This window comes from Bacillus sp. JZ105 (assembly GCF_053903125.1).
The window spans coordinates 2114918-2133488 of sequence record NZ_CP096387.1; the positions used below are offsets into that span (position 1 = coordinate 2114918).

An 18571-nucleotide genomic window follows, 5' to 3' on the forward strand; every position below is an offset into this window, starting at 1 on the left:
TGTTTCACCTCATTTGAATGAATAGAGGGCACTAAATGTTTTTGCATATGTTTCAAATTCTCTTAAAGCCTCTTGACGTGTATCACTTGCCAGCAATTGTTCTTGAAGCTCTTCAATTTTTTTCACAAGTGCACTTCCGACAACAACACCGTCACTCAGTTTATTCATTGAGTCTACCTGCTCTCTTGTTGAGATGCCAAAACCGACCGCAACCGGTATGTGACTCAGCTGTTTCACTTGTTGAATAAAATCTGTAATTGACGCGTCAAAGGATTGTCTGACACCTGTTACACCAAGAGATGAAACACAATATACAAAACCTTCTGCCTGCTCTACAATGTTTACTAATCGTTCCTTGCTTGTTGGTGCAACGAGTGAAATATATGAAATGTCATGTGTTTGACAGTTCTTTTGCAGCTCGCTGCTCTCTTCAAACGGCAAGTCGGGTGTTAAGAGTCCCGAAATATGATTTTTGCGCAGTAAAGCGAAAAAGTATTCTGTGTCTAATTGTAACACAGGATTATAATACGTAAATAGAATTACAGGAATTTTTACACCGTTTTTTTTCATCTTCCCTGCTAATTCTATCGCTTTTACGATATTCATGCCATGATTTAGAGCTCTTTTGGAGGCTCTTTGAATGACAGGACCGTCTGCTAATGGATCGGAATAAGGAACACCGAGTTCAATCGCATGTGCACCGGCAGCTTGAAGGGAGATAGCTAAATCAATCGTGATATCTTCTGACGGATCTCCAGCTGTGATAAATGGGATAAATAATTTTTCGCCTTCCTCTAATTGAAATCTAATCATTTTGTTTTCCCCTCACTTTCGAGCACGTTCATTAAGGTATGCACATCCTTATCGCCTCTTCCTGAGAGGCAGACAAGAACGATTTCATCTTCATTCATCGTCTTGCTTACCTCAAACGCCTTGGCTAGCGCATGTGCAGATTCAATTGCTGGCAGAATTCCTTCTTTTTCAGTCAGCAGCTTTAGTGCATCTAGTGCTTCTTGATCTGTCGCACTCACATATTGAACCCGCCCGCTCGCATGTAAATATGCGTGTTCTGGTCCAATTCCCGGATAATCTAAACCAGCGGAAATAGAATATGGCTCAATAATTTGGCCAAATTCATCTTGGATTAAATATGTCAAAGACCCGTGGATCACACCTTTGGTTCCTTTCGTGATGGTTGCAGCATGGAGCGGCGTATCGATTCCTTTTCCAGCTGCCTCTACACCAATGATATCTACTTCTTCATCTAAAAATGCCCGGTACATTCCAATGGCATTACTTCCGCCGCCAACACAGGCAATGACTTTATGAGGAAGCCTTCCTTCTTTTTCAAGCAGCTGCTCTTTTGCTTCATCACCAATCATGCGCTGGAACTCGCTGACGATTTGAGGATACGGATGAGGGCCTACAACGGAGCCAATCATATAAAAATGATCACTGCAGTGCTGAACCCAATAGCGGATGGCTTCGTTGGTTGCATCTTTTAGTGTGCCATTTCCGCTTGTGACAGGTATGACTTCAGCGCCCAGCAGTTTCATTCGAAAGACATTGAGTGATTGTCTTTCCACATCTTCTTTCCCCATAAATACCGTGCAGGATAACCCGAACTTTGCGGCCACCGTTGCAGCAGCTACTCCGTGCTGGCCCGCGCCTGTTTCTGCGATGATGTTTGATTTCCCCATTTTTTTCGCAAGCAGGGCCTGACCAAGCGCATTGTTAATTTTATGAGCACCCGTGTGGTTTAAATCTTCTCTTTTTAAATAGATTTTTGCGCCGCCGAGGTATGCTGATAATTGGTCAGCATATGTAAGCGCAGTTGGTCTGCCTGAATAGTTTCGAAGTAGTGATACATATTCTGCTTGAAAAGCAGGGTCTTCTTTTAATTCACGAAATGCCTGCTCGATTTCTGCAAGTGGCTGCATGAGCGTTTCCGGGACAAATTTCCCTCCGAATTCTCCGTATCTGCCAATCTCATTTGGATATGCGTACATCATTTAACATCCTTTCTTCGAGCGCTTCGATCTTAGCGCTGCTTTTCTTTCCGTTTTCTTCTATTCCGCTTGAAAGATCGATCGCTTCTGGACCATAGGCAAGGAGCTCTGCTATCGTTTCTGGTGTGATGCCGCCTGCAATTATGCAAGTTTTCTCCAGCCGTTTTGCATGCTGAACGTATGCAGGCACCGCCTCCCAAGCAAAAGCTGTTCCAGAGCCGCCTCTCATCCCTTTTACTTTCGCATCAATGAGGAAGCCATCGACAACAGGTGCAAATGCCGTCATTTTTTCAAGCGTGTTTGTGATATTGGATTCGTGGTGGAACACTTTCCAAACGACAGCCCCTGTTTGTTGTTTGATTTCTTTAGCGTCATCCTGCGTTTCATCTCCATGAAGCTGTACGATATCTAAAGGTATATGTTTTGTGATCTCACACACTTTTTCGATCTTTTCATTTACAAATACACCGGCAATTTTTTTCTCACACTTTGTTTGGATGAGCCATTGTTTCACTTGATCTGGCTGGACTTGTCTTTTACTTGGAGCAAAAATAAATCCAATGGCATCTGCGTGAGATTGCGCAATACATTCCACATCATCTTGTGATACTGCCCCGCAATATTTTACATAAGGCTTCACCCTGTTCATTCTCCAAACAATGTCTGAACAGCTTTTTCTTGTGATTGTTCTCTCATTAATGATTCTCCTACAAGAACTGCACCCGCTCCATGTTTCTTCACAAAGGCCAGATCATCAAATGTTTGAATACCGCTCTCACTCACTAGTAAAACATCTTTTGGAACAAGGGGTGCGATCTCTTTTGTTTGTTCGACTGTTGTTGTAAATGTATTTAAATTCCGGTTGTTCACTCCAATGATTTCAGGAGTGAACAACTTTAAAATATTTTCCAGTGTATCTGCTGCATGTACTTCGACTAGGACATCAAGGCCTTTCTCTTTCGCTTCAGCATAGAGCTCTTGCAGCTTTTGCGGCTCAAGTACTTCTCCAATTAATAAAATGGCATCTGCCCCTATACGTCTTGACTCTTCTACCTGTATGGAGTCAATGATGAAATCTTTTCTTAAAATTGAACGATCTACGTGTTTTTTAATGAGGGATAAGTATTCGTTTTTCCCTTGAAAGAACGGTTCATCCGTTAAAACAGATAAGCAATCAGCGTTTGATTTTTCGTAAGCTTTTGCTGTTTGTAAAGGATCAAAATTCGGTTGAATGATTCCTTTGGAAGGAGACGCTTTTTTCACCTCCGCAATGAGACCAATTGAGCGATGAGGATTCATGAGTGCTTCTTTAAATGATCGTCTTTCAAAGTGTCCATCTACTGGTAACTGCAATGTTTGAATATGTTCTTTTTTGCGGGCAATGATTTGATTAAGCATAGATCTCTTCCTCTCTCGTTTTTTGTTTTAAACGAGCCAATTGTTCTTTGGCTGCGCCGTTTTTAATCGTTTCAATCGCTTTTAATGTTCCGGCCATGAGGCTTTCTGACTTCCCTGCGACATATAAAGCCGCTCCAGCATTCAGGGCTGTAATATGAAGCGGCGCCCCTTCTGTTTGATGATTCAATATATTCTGAATCAATTTAGCACTCTCTTCCGGTGATTGGACCTGAATTTCTGATAAATATCCTTTTTGCAGCCCAAAGTCTTCTGGATTGAGTGTATATTCTGTCATGACATCTTTTTTGAGTTCAATCACATATGAATTTGCTGTAATCGTTAATTCATCCAGCCCATCTTCTCCGCAAACAAACAGCACATGTTCTGGCTCTAACGGTGCAAGGGCTTCTGCCATTAATTTTGCCTTTTCCTTTGAGTAAACGCCGATGATTTGCTTTTTGGCTTGCATTGGGTGGCAAAGCGGACCTAAGAGATTAAATACCGTCCGGAAGCCGAGCTGCTTGCGGACTGCGGCTACTTGTTTCATAGATGAATGATACAATGGTGCAAATAAAAAGCCCATGTTTTTCTCTTGTATTTGTCTTCTTGTTTCTTCTGGTGTGGATTGAATATGAATCCCAAGACACTCTAGTACATCGGCACTCCCGCTTTTAGAAGAAACTGATCGATTTCCGTGTTTGGCGATTTTAGCTCCAGCGGCGGAAGCGACAATGGCAGCGGCAGTTGATATATTAAAGGTGGAGAGTCCATCGCCTCCTGTGCCGCAAGTGTCAACAACATCAAGCGATCGTTCCATTGGTGCCGCATTTTGCCGCATGGCTTTCACAAAACCCGTCATTTCTTCAGCGGTTTCTCCTCTATGCGCTAAAATCGAGAGACTGGCAGCGACTTCAGCATCTGTTAAAAAGCCGCTCATCATATCATGCATGAGTTTATTTGCTTCATTTTCTGATAGAAAGCCTCCATTAACAAGAGCTGATAGTCGGTGATTCATCTTGCACACTCTCCTTTTCTGAGAAAATATGTTCCGCAAGCTGAATGGCTTTCAGAAGTGCTCCTGCCTTGTTACAAGTCTCTTCCCATTCGTTTTCTGGGACAGAATCAGCCACAATGCCGGCGCCTGCTTGTATAGAAGCGGTCTGATTTTTGACGCTCATCGTACGAATGGTAATACAGGAGTCGATATTGCCGTCGAATCCAATATAGGCAATACAGCCGCCATATGTTTCCCTTGGCTCAGGCTCCATTTCATTTAATAATTGCATCGCTCTTATTTTCGGGGCACCTGTTAATGTACCTGCTGGGAATGCGGACATAAGCGCATCAACTGGATGTGTATCCCGCTTTAGCTTACCTGTCACAATGGAGATGATGTGCATGACATGTGAAAAATTCACTACTTTTGTAAAGGTAGGTACGGATACACTGCCGTATTCTGCCACACGGCCTACATCATTTCTGGCAAGATCCACTAACATGTAATGCTCGGCTTTTTCCTTTTCATCTTCAAGCAGCTCTCTTGCTAGTTCAGCATCCTCTTCTCTTGTTGTTCCTCGTTTTCTTGTGCCAGCAATAGGATGAATTTCTAAATGCCCATTTTTGGCATGGATTAATCGTTCTGGCGAGCTGCCGACTAAATCACGATCTTTTAATTTCATAAAATACATATAAGGAGATGGATTCACAATCCGAAGCACGCGGTATAACTCAAATGAACTCACTGATACAGGGATATCAAATCGCTGCGAGAGTACGCCTTGAAAAATGTCACCCGCTCGAATGTATTCTTTGATTTTTTCTACGTCTTTTAAAAATTGCGCTTTTTCATAGGTTGACGTCACATGTTCAAAGGATGGCGGCTCATTCATATTCCCTGATAAAATCAGTTCTTTCATATCAACCTTTGAATGGAGCTTGTGAATCATCTGTTCAAGCTGCTTTTGTTTTTCTTTGTAGGCGCGTATTTTTTCGTCTTCTGTTTCATGTCCGGCCAGCTGAGTGTATTGGATAAAATGAACATGATTTGTTTCATGATCAAAGGCAATCATCGTTTGGCAGACAAATAATGTGCAATTTTCTGCCAGCGATGCGCTGCGGTGAGGCCTGACAGAAGGTTCAATGTTTGGGATCAGATCGTAGCTTAAGTACCCAACAGCCCCGCCTGTAAATGGGATATCAATATCTGGCGTTTTGATTTGATATTGCTCTTTCATCCAATCCAGCAGTTCTTTCAGCTCTTGCTTTTGCATGACTTCCTGCCCCGCAGCGTCACGTGCAACGTATTTGTTTTGGTCATCATGTAAGGTTAAAAACGGGTGCAATCCAATGAAGGAATATCTCGACCAGCTGGAAGACTCATCTTTGCTTTCTAGCAAATACACAATATCTTGTTTGAGTTTTTCAACAATTTGAATCGGTGAGAGCGTATCGACTGTAATGGTTTCAACAATTGGGATCGTTTTGTAGGACTCACTGTCCTTTAAAAATTGGGTCAGGTTTGATTGGGAATTCATAAGCACACTCCTTAAATGGGATTAAGGAGAATGAGGGGACATATAGAGGGTTTGTATGAGTATACGAAATAAGCCTAAAAGAGGGTTGCTCTTTTAGGCAGTATGATTAAATAGAAGTATCGTATCTCTGCTCAACTCTACTCATCTCAACTACCCTAGTCTCATTCTCATCTTCTCTAAGCTTGCAATGCCGTTTACACCTGTGTGTAAACTTCGGCTGTTCATATCGTATTATAATTCCTTGTTTTTTGTCAACTGTAAATCAGGGCGAAGCGTCACAGCTTCTTCCAAGTATACATGCTGTATGTCTTCCTGCTTTGTATCCGTCTGGACAGTCATTAAGACACGAATACATTGCTTTAAACCGCCATCAATGTCCAGTTCCTGCATGCAAGTAACTGGTACATATGTCCATCCTTCAAACTGACGAAGTGCTTTTGCCGGAAAAACGGAGTGAATATCTTGTGTAGCTGAAATCAAGATCTGCACGACACGTTCTGGATCTACTTGGTTTCTTGAAATGATCGCTTCTAACAGCTGCTTCGTTTTGTTTAACACTTCTGTTTCTGTATCTTCTATCACAGTTGTAGCCCCACGTATGCCGCGAAACATCATAGACATCCCTCCTCCCGTTTCCATTCTTCGAGCCAGTAGTGCAGCTCATCTTTTGTGAAAGACTGTAAGGTGACGTCTCCAACCTGTTTTAATAAAACAAATTGAACACTGCCGCCTCTTGCTTTTTTATCACCAATCATCCGGTCAACAAATATTTTCGTGGAAATGTCTTGTGTGACTTGTACAGGGAATCCAAGCTCTTTCATCCACTCTTTTAGTTCTAAACGATTAAGGCTGAGCCCCAGCTGCTTTTCGCTCACATACAGCGCAAACTGCATGCCGATGGCAATGGCATCTCCATGCGTGATGACGCCATATCCGTATTCTGCTTCAATGGCATGCCCCAGTGTATGGCCTAAATTCAAAAATGCACGCACACCTTGTTCTTTTTCATCTTCTTGAACAATTGACGCTTTGACTTGAATGCCTTGATACAGCATATGTGCCAGCTCGCTTTTTGATAAATCCGTCAAAGAACGAATAGACATGAGTTCTGATAAAAATTCTTCACTTGAAATCAGTGCATGTTTGATGACTTCTGCAAAGCCTGATCTTCGTTCAATTTGAGATAGTGTCTCAAGCATACTAGTATCATAGATCACAGCTTTCGGCTGATGAAACGCACCGATTAAATTTTTACCAAGCGGATGGTTAATCCCTGTCTTCCCGCCAACTGCACTATCATGTGCCAGCAGCGTCGTCGGCACTTGGATAAAATCAATGCCTCTCATATAAGTGGCAGCAGCAAAGCCAGCCAAATCTCCAATTACGCCGCCTCCCAGTGCTATAATGCAGGAGGAACGATCAAGCTGACATTGAATGGCTTCCGTATGAATATGCTCAAATTCGGCAAAGGATTTTGACTGCTCTCCGCTTGGCACAACCACTTTGTTCACAGGCCACTTCTCTTGAAGTAAGCGAACCATCTCATCACCATAAATGGCATCAACAGCTGCATCTGTGACGATTAAGAGCTTCGTATAGGAATGCCCAGTGGAAGTTATCAAGTCAACGATATTGCGTTTAATCCCATCACCGATAAATACAGGATAAGTGGCTGAAGACGTCTTAACTTCCAGTGTTTTCATTAAAATTCCCTCTGAAGCTGGCGCATTTTTTCAACATTTTCTTTAATGCGGTCGATTTGGTCAAGGCCAAACTGCTCCACAACTGCATTGGCAATTTCCCATGCCACGACTGCTTCTGCAACAACACTTGCGGCAGGAACTGCGCAGCTGTCAGAACGTTCAATACTTGCAGAGAAAGGTTCTTTTGTTTCAATGTCCACGCTTTGAAGCGGCTTATAAAGCGTTGGGATTGGTTTCATAACCCCTCTTACGACAATTGGCATACCAGTTGACATTCCGCCTTCAAGGCCACCTAGGCGGTTTGTTTTTCTCGTATAGCCCTTTTCTTCATCCCAGATGATTTCATCATGGACCTCACTGCCATTTTTAGAGGCTGCCTCGAAGCCAATACCGAATTCAACCCCTTTAAAAGCGTTGATACTAAGTACAGCGCCTGCAAGCTTGCTGTCCAATTTACGGTCGTAATGAACATAGCTGCCAACCCCAACCGGCATCCCTTCAACGATGACTTCAACAATTCCGCCAATTGAATCGCCGTTTTTCTTCGCTTCATCAATTGCATCCATCATTTTCTGACCTGCTTCACTGTCATAGCAGCGAACAGGTGATTCTTCTGTTACCTTCTGCAAATCTTCAATAGACTCATATGCTGTATGAGCTGCTTTCACTCCGCCAATTTCAAGAACGTGGCCAGCTACTTTAATCCCTAGATGCGCCAAGATTTGTTTGGCAACTGCGCCTGCTGCTACGCGAACAGTTGTCTCGCGGGCTGATGAGCGCTCTAATACGTTTCTCATATCACGGTGTCCATATTTGATCGCCCCATTTAAATCCGCATGTCCTGGTCTTGGACGGGAGATTTGACGCTTCATTTCACTTTCTTCTTCTTCCGTGATCGGCTCTGCCCCCATCACCTTTGTCCAATGCTTCCAGTCGTTGTTTTCAACAACAAGTGCGATTGGAGAACCTAATGTTCTCCCGTGGCGAACACCACTTAACACTTTTGCCTGGTCTTTTTCAATCTGCATTCTTCTTCCGCGGCCATGACCTTTTTGTCTTCTAGCCAATTCATAATTGATGTCATCCTGCTCTATGTAAAGTCCCGCTGGAACTCCTTCAATAATTGTGGTCAATTGTGGACCATGTGATTCACCTGCTGTTAAGTACCTCATGACTTTATCTCCCTTCATCGCATTAACGCTTTTAAGTAAAAATATAATAACACACTTGCTACTAAAAAGTCAGCTACATACCCTTCTTTTGATAAAAGAAAGTATCAGCAGATGTCAGTCCAAACTTTTCTGGGTGAAAAATTTGCTCTGTAGAACCAACAAATAATACGCCGTTTTGTTTTAAACTGCTGCTCATTTTTAAGTAAATTTCTTCTTTTGCCTCCTCAGTAAAGTAAATCAGTACATTTCGGCAGACGATGAGGTCAAGCTGTTTTTCATATGGATCTGCTAAAAGGTTGTGCTTCTTAAATTGAATATGCTTTCGAACCTCATCCTTCACAGTGTAAAATGAAGAATCTTCTTTTGTGAAATATTTTTGCTTGATATGATCTGGCACCTCTTGCAGAGAGCGTTCATGATATCTGCCTTTTTGAGCTGACTGCAGAACTTTATCATCAATGTCAGTTGCAATAATTTGGAAGTCTTTCACAAGAGGATGGCTTGACAGCAGCATGGAGAGTGTATATGGCTCCTCTCCTGTCGAACATGCTGCACTCCAAATCTTTAAGGTGCCGCCATTTTTCGAAAGCAGCGGCAGGATTTTTTGATCAAGTACTTCCCAGCGCTGATAGTTTCGGTAAAATTCTGACACATTAATCGTCATGCGGTCCATCGTCTCATCTAATAGTGCTCTGTCCTTTTCAAGCGCGGCCGCGAATGCTTCAAAATCTTTATATCCTTTTTTATCATAAAGTGAGGTTAATCTCCGTTTCATTTGTGCTTCTTTATATAAATTTAAATCAACCCCGGTTAGTTTTTTCCATTTCCCGACAAATACTTGATATGAATCCATCAATGTCCTCTCCTGTCTCATCTATCTTTGTCCTAGTATAGCTGTTTTTATCGAAAATTTGTATCTTCTCATGCGAAATTTCGTGTAGAAAGTTCAATATAAAAAAGCCAAAGCGCTCATTAGATGAACACCTTGGCTTGAATTTTAATAAATCCAGTTTGAGATGGTTTGATCCCAGCTTGTGAGTTCTTCTTGTTTGAAGAATAAGTTAATTTCTCTTTCAGCACTTTCTGGTGAGTCTGAACCATGGATAATGTTTTTCCCAACAGTCAATCCATAGTCACCTCTTATTGTGCCTGGAAGCGCTTCCTTTGGATTTGTTTTGCCGATCATCTGTCTTGTTACGTCGACTACCTGTTCACCTTGCCATACCATTGCAAATACAGGTCCTGATGTAATAAAGTCAACCAATTCCCCGAAAAACGGTTTTTCTTTATGCTCTCCGTAATGGGTTTCTGCTACTTCCTTTGGAATACTCATTAGTTTTGCACCAACAAGCTGAAGTCCCTTTTTTTCGAATCTTGACACAATGTCACCGATTAATTGTCTTTCCACACCATCAGGTTTGACCATAAGAAATGTTTTGTCCATATACGTTTTCCACCCCGTCGTTATGTATGTATAGGCTTACATTGTTACAAAGTGATCGTATCATTTTTTTTTATAATAATCAATTTTTGACAAAAAATTTCACAAAAAAACCAATCAACACAACGTTGATTAGAATTTTCGTTTCCCAATATATTTTGCAATGGAGGCGAGTGACGTTCTCGCTCGTCCTCGAGGAAGTTTGTCGAGCTGTTCAAAAGCTTTTTTCAAATACATTTCACTCACTCGAATTGAGCGGTCGATCGCATCTGTTTGTTTGAGGCTTTCAATGACAGGCTTCAGCTGCTTCTCCGTCGTTTCACTATTGATCAGCTTCAATTGACCTTCTAGTGTCGGATTTTTCAGTGCATATAAGACTGGGAGTGTGACATTCCCTTGTAAAAGGTCTCCTCCGACAGGCTTGCCAAGCTCTTCTTCAGTTGATGTGAAATCAAGGACATCATCAATGATTTGATAGGACATGCCGACATAGTATCCAAACCAATAGAGGGCTTTATGTGTTTTTTCATCTGTACCTGCTGCAATGGCGCCTAATTGACAGCTGCCTGCAATGAGCAAGGCTGTTTTTCGTTTGATTCTTCTTAAATATGTACGCAGGTTTTGATCCATATTATATTTATCTTTCACTTGCTCTATCTCACCAAGACAAAGCTCGACGACCATTTTTGACAAAATTTCATGTGCCATTGGGTGATTGATTTTTGTCATGTATTCAAGTGATCTCGCAAACATATAATCCCCTGTGTACATGGCAATTCTGTTATCCCATTTTGCCTTTATCGTTGGTTTGCCTCTTCTCAGCTCCGCATCATCAATAACATCATCGTGAACAAGTGATGCCATATGAATCAGCTCGAGGGCAACGGCGACATATTTAATTTTATTAATGTCATAGTCACCAAACATGCCTGAAAGGAGAACAAAAACGGGGCGGATTCGTTTTCCGCCCGCTTGCAGCAAATGAAGACCTGCTTCACTTAATAATGCATAATCAGAGCGAACTGTTTGTTCAAGCTCTTTTTCAATTATATCGATATCATGATTTAAAAAAGAGATCATTGCTTTTAGTTTCATTATCTTCACCCAAATATCGTTTATTCAAAGCTTCTTTCCGATATGTGTTGCTGCTACACCGCCTGTAAATGGATGATACGAGACATCAGACAACCCGGCCTCTTCGAACAGAGCCGCCAGCTCTTTCATGCCAGGGAACGTTTTGGCTGATTCTTGAAGCCATGAATACTCCTGATAGCTTTTGGCAAACAGTTTACCAAAGAGCGGCATAATGTATTTGAAATAGATGTAGTAGCCCTGTTTAAATCCGATCATCTCAGGCTGTGAAGTCTCAAGACAGACAACGATTCCGCCAGGCTTCACTACTCTTCTCATTTCCTTTAGCACCGTTAAATAATCAGGAACGTTTCTAAGTCCAAAACCGATGGTGACATAATCAAATGAGTTGTCCTCAAAAGGGAGCTCCATCGCATTGCCATGAAGCAATTCAATTTGTTTGTAGCCCCCAGTCTTCACCTTCGTTTCTCCAACACTCAGCATGTTTTTACTAAAATCAAGGCCTTTGACCTCGCCTTTTTCTCCAACAGCATCTGCAAGCGCAATTGTCCAATCGGCTGTCCCGCAGCATACATCTAATGCTTTAGACCCTTTTTGCACATTCATAAGTTTCATTGTTTTATCGCGCCATTTTTTATGCTGTTTAAAGCTGATGACAGAGTTCATTTGATCATAGTTTTTATAAATTTTTTCAAATACACCGTGTACTCGCTGTTCTTTTGATTGCTGCATGACTTACCCTTCTTCCACTTTCTGATGGTACGCAGGCTCATTTTTCATATGATCCAAGCGATTTAATAGCTCTTTTTGAACGACCGGAGATGAAACAAGATGCTCCTTGATCGGCCGTTTGGCCTTTTCATAGCCTTCATTCTCAAAATTGTCAAAACATGAATAGGCGTCCGTATAACAATCGTTCAAAAAAAGTTTTAAATGTTTGTCATTTTCTGCTTGTTTCATGAAACGTTTATAAACAAGAAAACGACTTGCAATCTCATTCCAATGCGTTAATTGAAAATGCTCAGAAATCCTTTGGAAAAGCGCAGATTCAACTGTAGCTACACTTTTGTAAAAGTGCGCTGCATCTTGAATGGACCGGTCATACAGTCTAATTTTATGTTCATTGATCTCTTTGATCGCCGTAGCAAGCGTGCGGATCATATAAATGTCTTTCATGTCAGAGAGAAGAGAATAATAGAGACCGCTGAAATAGTCTCCTGCCAGGATGGTCAGCTGACGATTTTTGAATTCGTCTTGCTTGATGGCTGCAGCAGTTGTGACTTCGTCATGGGTATCAAGGGCAATTTGCACAAGCATCGCCGTTAAAACATAATTTTCTTTTTTCTCTGCATCAATTTGAGCTTCTTCAAACATTGCATGAAAAAGAAGGAGCTTGTCTTCATCGATGAGTGGTGCGCGTAAATGCTTCGCCAAATAAGGATGAGAAAGCTTTTTATTTAATTTTATATTTAGATTAGATAAAATTCCGTAGATGTCTTGCAAAGATATCACCCTTGTCCCAAAAATTACAGTTTCATATGTAGACCTGCACATTGTATAGAGATTTATTATACCATATCAGCTCTCACTTTTATGCTATCAAGTGCTACAACTTCTTTATTTCTTTGCTTCGCTTTGAATTTCGCCGAAGCTTGTTTGAATGACAGCATCGCCTCTTACTTTGATCGCTGACGTATGCTCAGTAAATTGTGCAATGATCACTTCACCTTTATCGAGTTTCTCGGAATGGTGAAATCTTGTATCAGAGCCTCTTGTTAGGCCGATGACGTTTACACCATTATCAATGGCTTTAATCACCACAAAATCAGATGCTTTATTTTCACTCATTTTGTTCACCTTCCATCTATTGAATTAGTCGTTTTTAATAAAGGAAAGCACTTCTGCTCTTGCGGCTGCATCATTTGCAAATGTGCCGCGGACGGCTGAGGTCACTGTTTTAGCGCCTGGCTTTTTCACTCCGCGCATCGTCATACACATATGCTCTGCTTCAACGACAATCATCACGCCATGCGGATTAAGTGTTTCCACCATACTATCTGCAATGGTTGATGTAATGCGTTCCTGAAGCTGCGGGCGTTTTGCCACGGCTTCTACAGCTCTTGCCAGCTTACTAAGTCCCGTTACTTTTCCTCCGCGCGGAATATAAGCGACATGGGCTTTCCCGTAGAAAGGCACGAGGTGGTGTTCACACATTGAATGGAAAGCAATATCTTTTACAAGGACGAGTTCTTCGTGGTCTTCGCCAAAAATGGTTTTAAAATGTTCTTTTGGATCTTCATTTAATCCCGAGAACACTTCTTCATACATTTTTGCGACTCGTTTTGGGGTATCAAGAAGTCCTTCACGATCCGGATCTTCTCCGATTGCTTTTAATATATCGCGTACCGCGTGTTCAATTAATTCTTTATTTATTTCACTCATGTATTATATCCTCCAAAGGCGATTACATTTCATTCAGATTCTAGCACACTTCAGATCCTAAAAGCAAAGGAGAGCGTTCTAAACGAACCTTTTGAATCAAAAGGAAAAGCCCCTTATGAAAGGGGCTTTTCGAGACCAGTGTGAAACTGTATATGTATAACTCCTTCAACAGGATCATTACACATAACGATTATTTACCTGCCACCGCGTCTTTAAGTGCTTTACCTGGTTTGAAAGCAGGTACTTTGCTTGCAGGGATTTCGATCTCTGCACCAGTTTGTGGGTTACGTCCTTTACGAGCTGAACGCTCACGTACTTCAAAGTTACCAAAACCAATAAGTTGGATTTTGTCACCATTTTTAAGTGCATCTAAAATTGTATCAAAAACAGAATCAACTGCTTTTGTCGCGTCTTTTTTAGATAACTCGCTTGCTTCAGCAACCGCGTTAATAAGTTCTGTCTTGTTCATGCCTTTCACCTCCTCCCAAAAATATGCATTCAGTAGATTGTTATCATTTCTTCACAATTCATCTTCTTTCTATACCCTTTTTCAGAAAAAAAGAGCGTCTAGAAAGCGTTATACATGGCTTTTCATTAGAAAACATCTCTTTGAAGGAATGTTTGTCCAACAAAGTGAAGATTTTCTGTAAGTAGATTAACACATATGAAATACCATATCAAGCATTTTAAAGGGAAGAATCCTTATTCGTCAAGGATTAAGGGCACTTTTGCGAACGAATATTCCTAATTTCAGCCTGAATCTGACTAATCTTTATACAATTGTCTTTTTATGACTCATTCTACACGCAAAAAAAAGACCCCATCAATGAGAGGTCTCACTTGCTATAAAATAATCGCGATCAAACCGCCTGATCCTTCGTTAATGATTCTTTCAAGCGTTTCCTTCAGCTTATATCTTGCGTTTTCCGGCATGAGAGACAGCTTTGCTTGAATGCCTTCTCTGACAAGGGAGCTGAGGGAACGGCCAAATATATCTGAATTCCAGATCGAAAGCGGATCATCTTCAAAGTCTTGCATTAAGTAGCGGACGAGCTCTTCACTTTGTTTTTCTGTTCCGATAATCGGTGCAAATTCGCTCTCTACATCTACTTTGATCATATGAATAGATGGAGCGACCGCTTTTAATCTCACGCCGAATCTTGATCCCTGCCTAATGATTTCCGGCTCATCTAAACTCATATCTGATAGCGCTGGCGCTGCAATCCCGTAGCCAGTCTGCTTCACCATTTTTAATGCGTCTGATACTTGATCATATTCTGTCTTAGCATGAGCAAAGTCTTGCATGAGCTCTAGAAGATGGTCTTTTCCTCTAATTTCTACACCAACCACTTCTTTTAAAATATGATCATATAGATCATCTGGCGCATACAGGTCAATCTCCGCAATCCCCTGACCCATTTCAATTCCTGCTAAACCCGCTCTTTCGATAAAATCAAATTCACTGAATTGACCAACGACACGGTCGACATCTCTTAATCTTTTAATATCCTTTACAGTTTCCTTTACTGAATCCTGATAGCTCTCTCTCAGCCAGTGATCTTCTTTCAGCACCATTACCCAGCTTGGCAGGTTCACATTCACCTCTAGAACCGGGAATTCATATAATGCTTCACGAAGAACGCTGAGTACGTCTTGCTCTCTCATACTTTCTACGCTCATGGCGAGTACTGGAATATCATACTTTTGGCTAAGTTCCTGCCGGAGCGCTTCTGTTTCAGGATGATATGGCCTCACAGAGTTAATGACCATAATAAACGGCTTTCCAACCTCTTTGAGTTCATCAATCACACGTTCTTCAGATTCAATATAATCATGTCTTGGAATTTCTCCAATGGAACCATCTGTTGTAATCACTACACCTATTGTTGAATGCTCTTGAATGACCTTGCGTGTACCAATTTCCGCTGCTTCATGAAACGGGATTGGCTCTTCATACCACGGCGTATTGATCATTCTTGGGCCATTTTCATCTTCATACCCGCGCGCACCAGGGACAGTGTATCCCACACAATCGACAAGTCTGATGTTGACATCAAGGCCGTCACTCACGTGAATTGATGCTGCTTGATTCGGTACAAATTTTGGCTCTGTGGTCATAATGGTTTTTCCTGCTGCGCTTTGCGGCAATTCATCCTGTGCTCTTGCACGATCTGCCTCATTATTGATATTCGGGAGCACCACGAGCTCCATAAACTTTTTAATAAACGTAGATTTCCCTGTACGAACAGCGCCAACGACTCCTAAATATATATCGCCTCCTGTTCGTTCAGCGATATCCTTGAAAATATCGACTTTTTCCAAGTGATCCCCTCCCGGACTTGCTATCCTCGTTTTCAAATTAAATACTCTATTCTTCAATCAAACTGTGCTTGAAAGGTGTCTGGACAATATATGTGTATGACGTTGTCCTATTTGAATATGACACCTTTTTGTTTTGAGAGTAAGTTTAGCCATAAAAAAACCTTTCTCCTCATTTATATGCAGAGGAAAAAGGTTCATTCTTGTTTATGACGTCTTTTTTTCTAAAAAGGCAGGCTCACCTTTTTTGTTGATGGTATATGGGACAGAAAACGCGGGTACAAACGGGGTTTCCTGCCAATATACATCCTGAATGTTTTCACCTGGTTTCAGCTTTTGCTTCGTATTCTTCAAAATGTGAGCAAAATCACTGCGATAGTCCACATAGATGTCACCGTTTGATGAAATCAGTAATGGGAGGGAATTCCCTGTCACAGGACTTATCACCGCAGGCGGCGATTTTAATCCTAGTTTTTTTTCATTTAACGTATATAAATTGGCTGATACGACTTTGCCGTATGGCGGATATGTATGTTCATCTTGATACATCTTGATTCTAAGCCGTAATTCATTGATGGTCTGCGTCATTTTAACATCAAGCAGTTTCACAGTGGGTTTCTTTTCGACGTCTGTGAGGACATAAATATATTCGCCCCCGCCTTCATAAGATGTAGACGGTACATCGTGTAAATATCTTGGTGACAAGCGCTTAAAGTCGATGACATATTTCTGATAAACCGGCGTGTCTGCTTCTTTCGTTTCTATAGGCAAAAGACCATTTGTTGCTTTTTGAAATTCCTCAATCGCTGTCTGTACACTTTGCAGCTGCTCTTCGTATGGCACCCGGTTCTCAGCTTTGCGGTTCTCTGGATACAGACATCCTGTTAATAACATAAGTGCTAACAGTGTGACACTGACTTTTGCTTTGATCATCACATTCTTCCTTTTTCTTTATTCATTGACCGGTCCGCTAAAGACAACTAAAAACACAATGATACCTGATATCAGCATCAAGCTGTATGCAACGGTTGAGGCCGTTATTTTAAGGAATTTGCTTTTCAGCTTAAACCTGCTTAAATAAATGGTTACTACGGCTAAAAACATGAGCCCCATTGAACCAAGCGCAAACCACATCTTGATTAAAGCAAAACTCATCGTGCCTGTCCCCCTTTAAAACGAACGAATTGTAAGCGTTTATATTTCATTTTAAACCAAAAATAAGGTAAATATCAATCATTTTTCCAATCATTCAGAAAAAAGCGCATAAAAAAACTGAAGCAAAGAGGGGGACTCTGCTTCAGTCATTGGATCGACTATTTTCCTCATTCTGTAGAGGCAAAGCTCTATTCAAACTTCATTGCTATTTTATGCAAGTCTTCCCCTTCTTGCATCCTCTACATGCCTAAGTTCAGTCTTTCCTTTTATTTTGTTTGGTTTTCAAACATGTTCACAAGGTCTTCCATCTCATGTGTTTTCACACGTGCCATCAATGATTCTACAGCATCGTCCACCTTTTTCCCTTCAAACAGGACGCCGTAAAGAGCCTCTGTAATCGGCATGCTGACCTTGTATTCTTTGGAGAGCTGATAAGCGCCTTTTGTTGTGCGGACGCCTTCGACAACCATGCCCATTTTTTCAAGCACTTCTTCGAGCTTATATCCTTTACCGAGTAAATTCCCGCAGCGCCAGTTACGCGAATGAACACTTGTACATGTCACGATCAAATCGCCAACGCCTGTTAATCCGGCAAATGTAAGGGGATTCCCTCCCATTTTTGTGCCAAGACGTGCAATTTCAGCAAGTCCTCTAGTAATAAGCGCCGCTTTTGCATTATCACCATATCCAAGTCCGTCTGTGATACCAGCCGCAAGAGCAATGATATTTTTCAATGCGCCGCCGATTTCCACCCCAATCACATCAGGGTTGGTGTACACTCTAAAATGATTGTTTATGAACAAATCTTGAACAAATTGAGCTGCTTCAATGTTTTCTGACGAGACAGTGACAGTTGTCGGATGACGCAGACCTACTTCTTCTGCATGACTCGGTCCTGATAGGACAACGACAGCCTCTCTTTTCTCAGATGGGACTTCTTGTTCAATCATTTGAGAAATTCTAAGAAGTGTATCTGGTTCAATTCCCTTACTGACATGGACAAATGGCACCTTCGATGAGATCAGCTCATTTGCCTGCTTCAATACCTCACGAATGGCCTTTGTTGGCACAGCAACAATAACCGCCTCTGTCCCCTCTAAAGCCTGCTTCATATCGGTTGTCGCCTGAATAGATGCTGGCAGTTCGACATTTGGCAAGTAATCATGATTTTCATGTTTCTCATTGATTTGATCAATGAGCTCTTGTCTATGTCCCCACATGTGTACATCATGATGATTATCAGCTAATACAAGCGCAAGAGCTGTTCCCCAGCTCCCTGCTCCAAGTACTGAAATTTTCTTCATCC

21 protein-coding genes are annotated in these 18571 nt (G+C 41.6%); all 21 read right to left on the minus strand.

The genetic code is table 11. The features are described 5' to 3' along the window. Positions 1–9 precede the first annotated feature (9 nt). A complete protein-coding gene (trpA, locus tag M1D81_RS10680; protein WP_456266926.1) occupies positions 10–813 on the minus strand; it encodes a tryptophan synthase subunit alpha in 804 nt (267 codons plus the stop codon). Next, the gene (trpB, locus tag M1D81_RS10685) at positions 810–2009 is read right to left on the minus strand and encodes a tryptophan synthase subunit beta (protein WP_122631040.1); all 1200 of its coding nucleotides are present in this window, start codon (positions 2007–2009) and stop codon (positions 810–812) included. Before trpB ends, trpA begins: the two co-directional genes overlap by 4 nt. Continuing rightward, on the minus strand, positions 1990–2658 hold the full coding sequence (locus tag M1D81_RS10690) for a phosphoribosylanthranilate isomerase (RefSeq protein ID WP_056767138.1): 669 nt from the start codon (positions 2656–2658) through the stop codon (positions 1990–1992). The genes trpB and M1D81_RS10690 overlap by 20 nt, the downstream gene beginning before the upstream one ends. After that, complete coding sequence (gene trpC / locus M1D81_RS10695) at positions 2655–3407, minus strand: indole-3-glycerol phosphate synthase TrpC (RefSeq protein WP_456266925.1); 753 nt, start codon at positions 3405–3407, stop codon at positions 2655–2657. Before trpC ends, M1D81_RS10690 begins: the two co-directional genes overlap by 4 nt. After that, positions 3400–4422 (minus strand): anthranilate phosphoribosyltransferase, encoded by a 1023-nt coding sequence (gene trpD, locus M1D81_RS10700; RefSeq protein ID WP_456266924.1) that lies wholly within the window; start codon positions 4420–4422, stop codon positions 3400–3402. The genes trpC and trpD overlap by 8 nt, the downstream gene beginning before the upstream one ends. Further along, positions 4394–5941: an anthranilate synthase component I gene (trpE, locus tag M1D81_RS10705; protein ID WP_456266923.1), complete on the minus strand. Its 1548-nt coding sequence runs from the start codon at positions 5939–5941 to the stop codon at positions 4394–4396. Before trpE ends, trpD begins: the two co-directional genes overlap by 29 nt. Before the next feature lie 231 nt (positions 5942–6172). Continuing rightward, on the minus strand, positions 6173–6556 hold the full coding sequence (aroH, locus tag M1D81_RS10710) for a chorismate mutase (RefSeq protein ID WP_024422804.1): 384 nt from the start codon (positions 6554–6556) through the stop codon (positions 6173–6175). Then, positions 6553–7644 (minus strand): 3-dehydroquinate synthase, encoded by a 1092-nt coding sequence (gene aroB / locus M1D81_RS10715; protein WP_456266922.1) that lies wholly within the window; start codon positions 7642–7644, stop codon positions 6553–6555. The genes aroH and aroB overlap by 4 nt, the downstream gene beginning before the upstream one ends. Beyond that, a complete protein-coding gene (gene aroC / locus M1D81_RS10720; protein WP_024422806.1) occupies positions 7644–8816 on the minus strand; it encodes a chorismate synthase in 1173 nt (390 codons plus the stop codon). The genes aroB and aroC overlap by 1 nt, the downstream gene beginning before the upstream one ends. A 73-nt stretch (positions 8817–8889) precedes the next feature. Further along, positions 8890–9669, minus strand: coding sequence for a CheR family methyltransferase (locus M1D81_RS10725; RefSeq protein WP_034623453.1), 780 nt, complete (start codon positions 9667–9669; stop codon positions 8890–8892). A gap of 144 nt (positions 9670–9813) precedes the next feature. After that, complete coding sequence (gene ndk / locus M1D81_RS10730) at positions 9814–10260, minus strand: nucleoside-diphosphate kinase (protein ID WP_456266921.1); 447 nt, start codon at positions 10258–10260, stop codon at positions 9814–9816. Between the two features lie 129 nt (positions 10261–10389). Next, positions 10390–11352 carry a heptaprenyl diphosphate synthase component II gene (gene hepT, locus M1D81_RS10735; protein ID WP_061109294.1) on the minus strand — a complete coding sequence of 321 codons (963 nt, stop codon included), beginning with the start codon at positions 11350–11352 and terminating at the stop codon, positions 10390–10392. A 24-nt stretch (positions 11353–11376) separates the two neighbouring features. Beyond that, complete coding sequence (locus M1D81_RS10740; RefSeq protein WP_456266920.1) at positions 11377–12081, minus strand: demethylmenaquinone methyltransferase; 705 nt, start codon at positions 12079–12081, stop codon at positions 11377–11379. Between the two features lie 3 nt (positions 12082–12084). After that, positions 12085–12852 carry a heptaprenyl diphosphate synthase component 1 gene (locus M1D81_RS10745; protein WP_456266919.1) on the minus strand — a complete coding sequence of 256 codons (768 nt, stop codon included), beginning with the start codon at positions 12850–12852 and terminating at the stop codon, positions 12085–12087. A gap of 114 nt (positions 12853–12966) precedes the next feature. Next, positions 12967–13197: a trp RNA-binding attenuation protein MtrB gene (gene mtrB / locus M1D81_RS10750; protein WP_008344541.1), complete on the minus strand. Its 231-nt coding sequence runs from the start codon at positions 13195–13197 to the stop codon at positions 12967–12969. A gap of 24 nt (positions 13198–13221) precedes the next feature. Further along, positions 13222–13791, minus strand: a complete 570-nt coding sequence (gene folE, locus M1D81_RS10755; protein ID WP_003215789.1) for a GTP cyclohydrolase I FolE — start codon at positions 13789–13791, stop codon at positions 13222–13224. 190 nt (positions 13792–13981) lie between these two features. Next, complete coding sequence (gene hbs, locus M1D81_RS10760) at positions 13982–14260, minus strand: non-specific DNA-binding protein Hbs (RefSeq protein ID WP_003215863.1); 279 nt, start codon at positions 14258–14260, stop codon at positions 13982–13984. A 374-nt stretch (positions 14261–14634) separates the two neighbouring features. Beyond that, on the minus strand, positions 14635–16113 hold the full coding sequence (gene spoIVA, locus M1D81_RS10765; RefSeq protein WP_008344534.1) for a stage IV sporulation protein A: 1479 nt from the start codon (positions 16111–16113) through the stop codon (positions 14635–14637). 204 nt (positions 16114–16317) lie between these two features. Beyond that, positions 16318–17043 carry a hypothetical protein gene (locus tag M1D81_RS10770; protein WP_456266918.1) on the minus strand — a complete coding sequence of 242 codons (726 nt, stop codon included), beginning with the start codon at positions 17041–17043 and terminating at the stop codon, positions 16318–16320. 18 nt (positions 17044–17061) lie between these two features. Then, positions 17062–17265: a DUF2768 domain-containing protein gene (locus tag M1D81_RS10775; RefSeq protein WP_024422813.1), complete on the minus strand. Its 204-nt coding sequence runs from the start codon at positions 17263–17265 to the stop codon at positions 17062–17064. 266 nt (positions 17266–17531) lie between these two features. Continuing rightward, on the minus strand, positions 17532–18569 hold the full coding sequence (locus M1D81_RS10780) for an NAD(P)H-dependent glycerol-3-phosphate dehydrogenase (RefSeq protein ID WP_456266917.1): 1038 nt from the start codon (positions 18567–18569) through the stop codon (positions 17532–17534). Between the last annotated feature and the right edge of the window lie 2 nt (positions 18570–18571).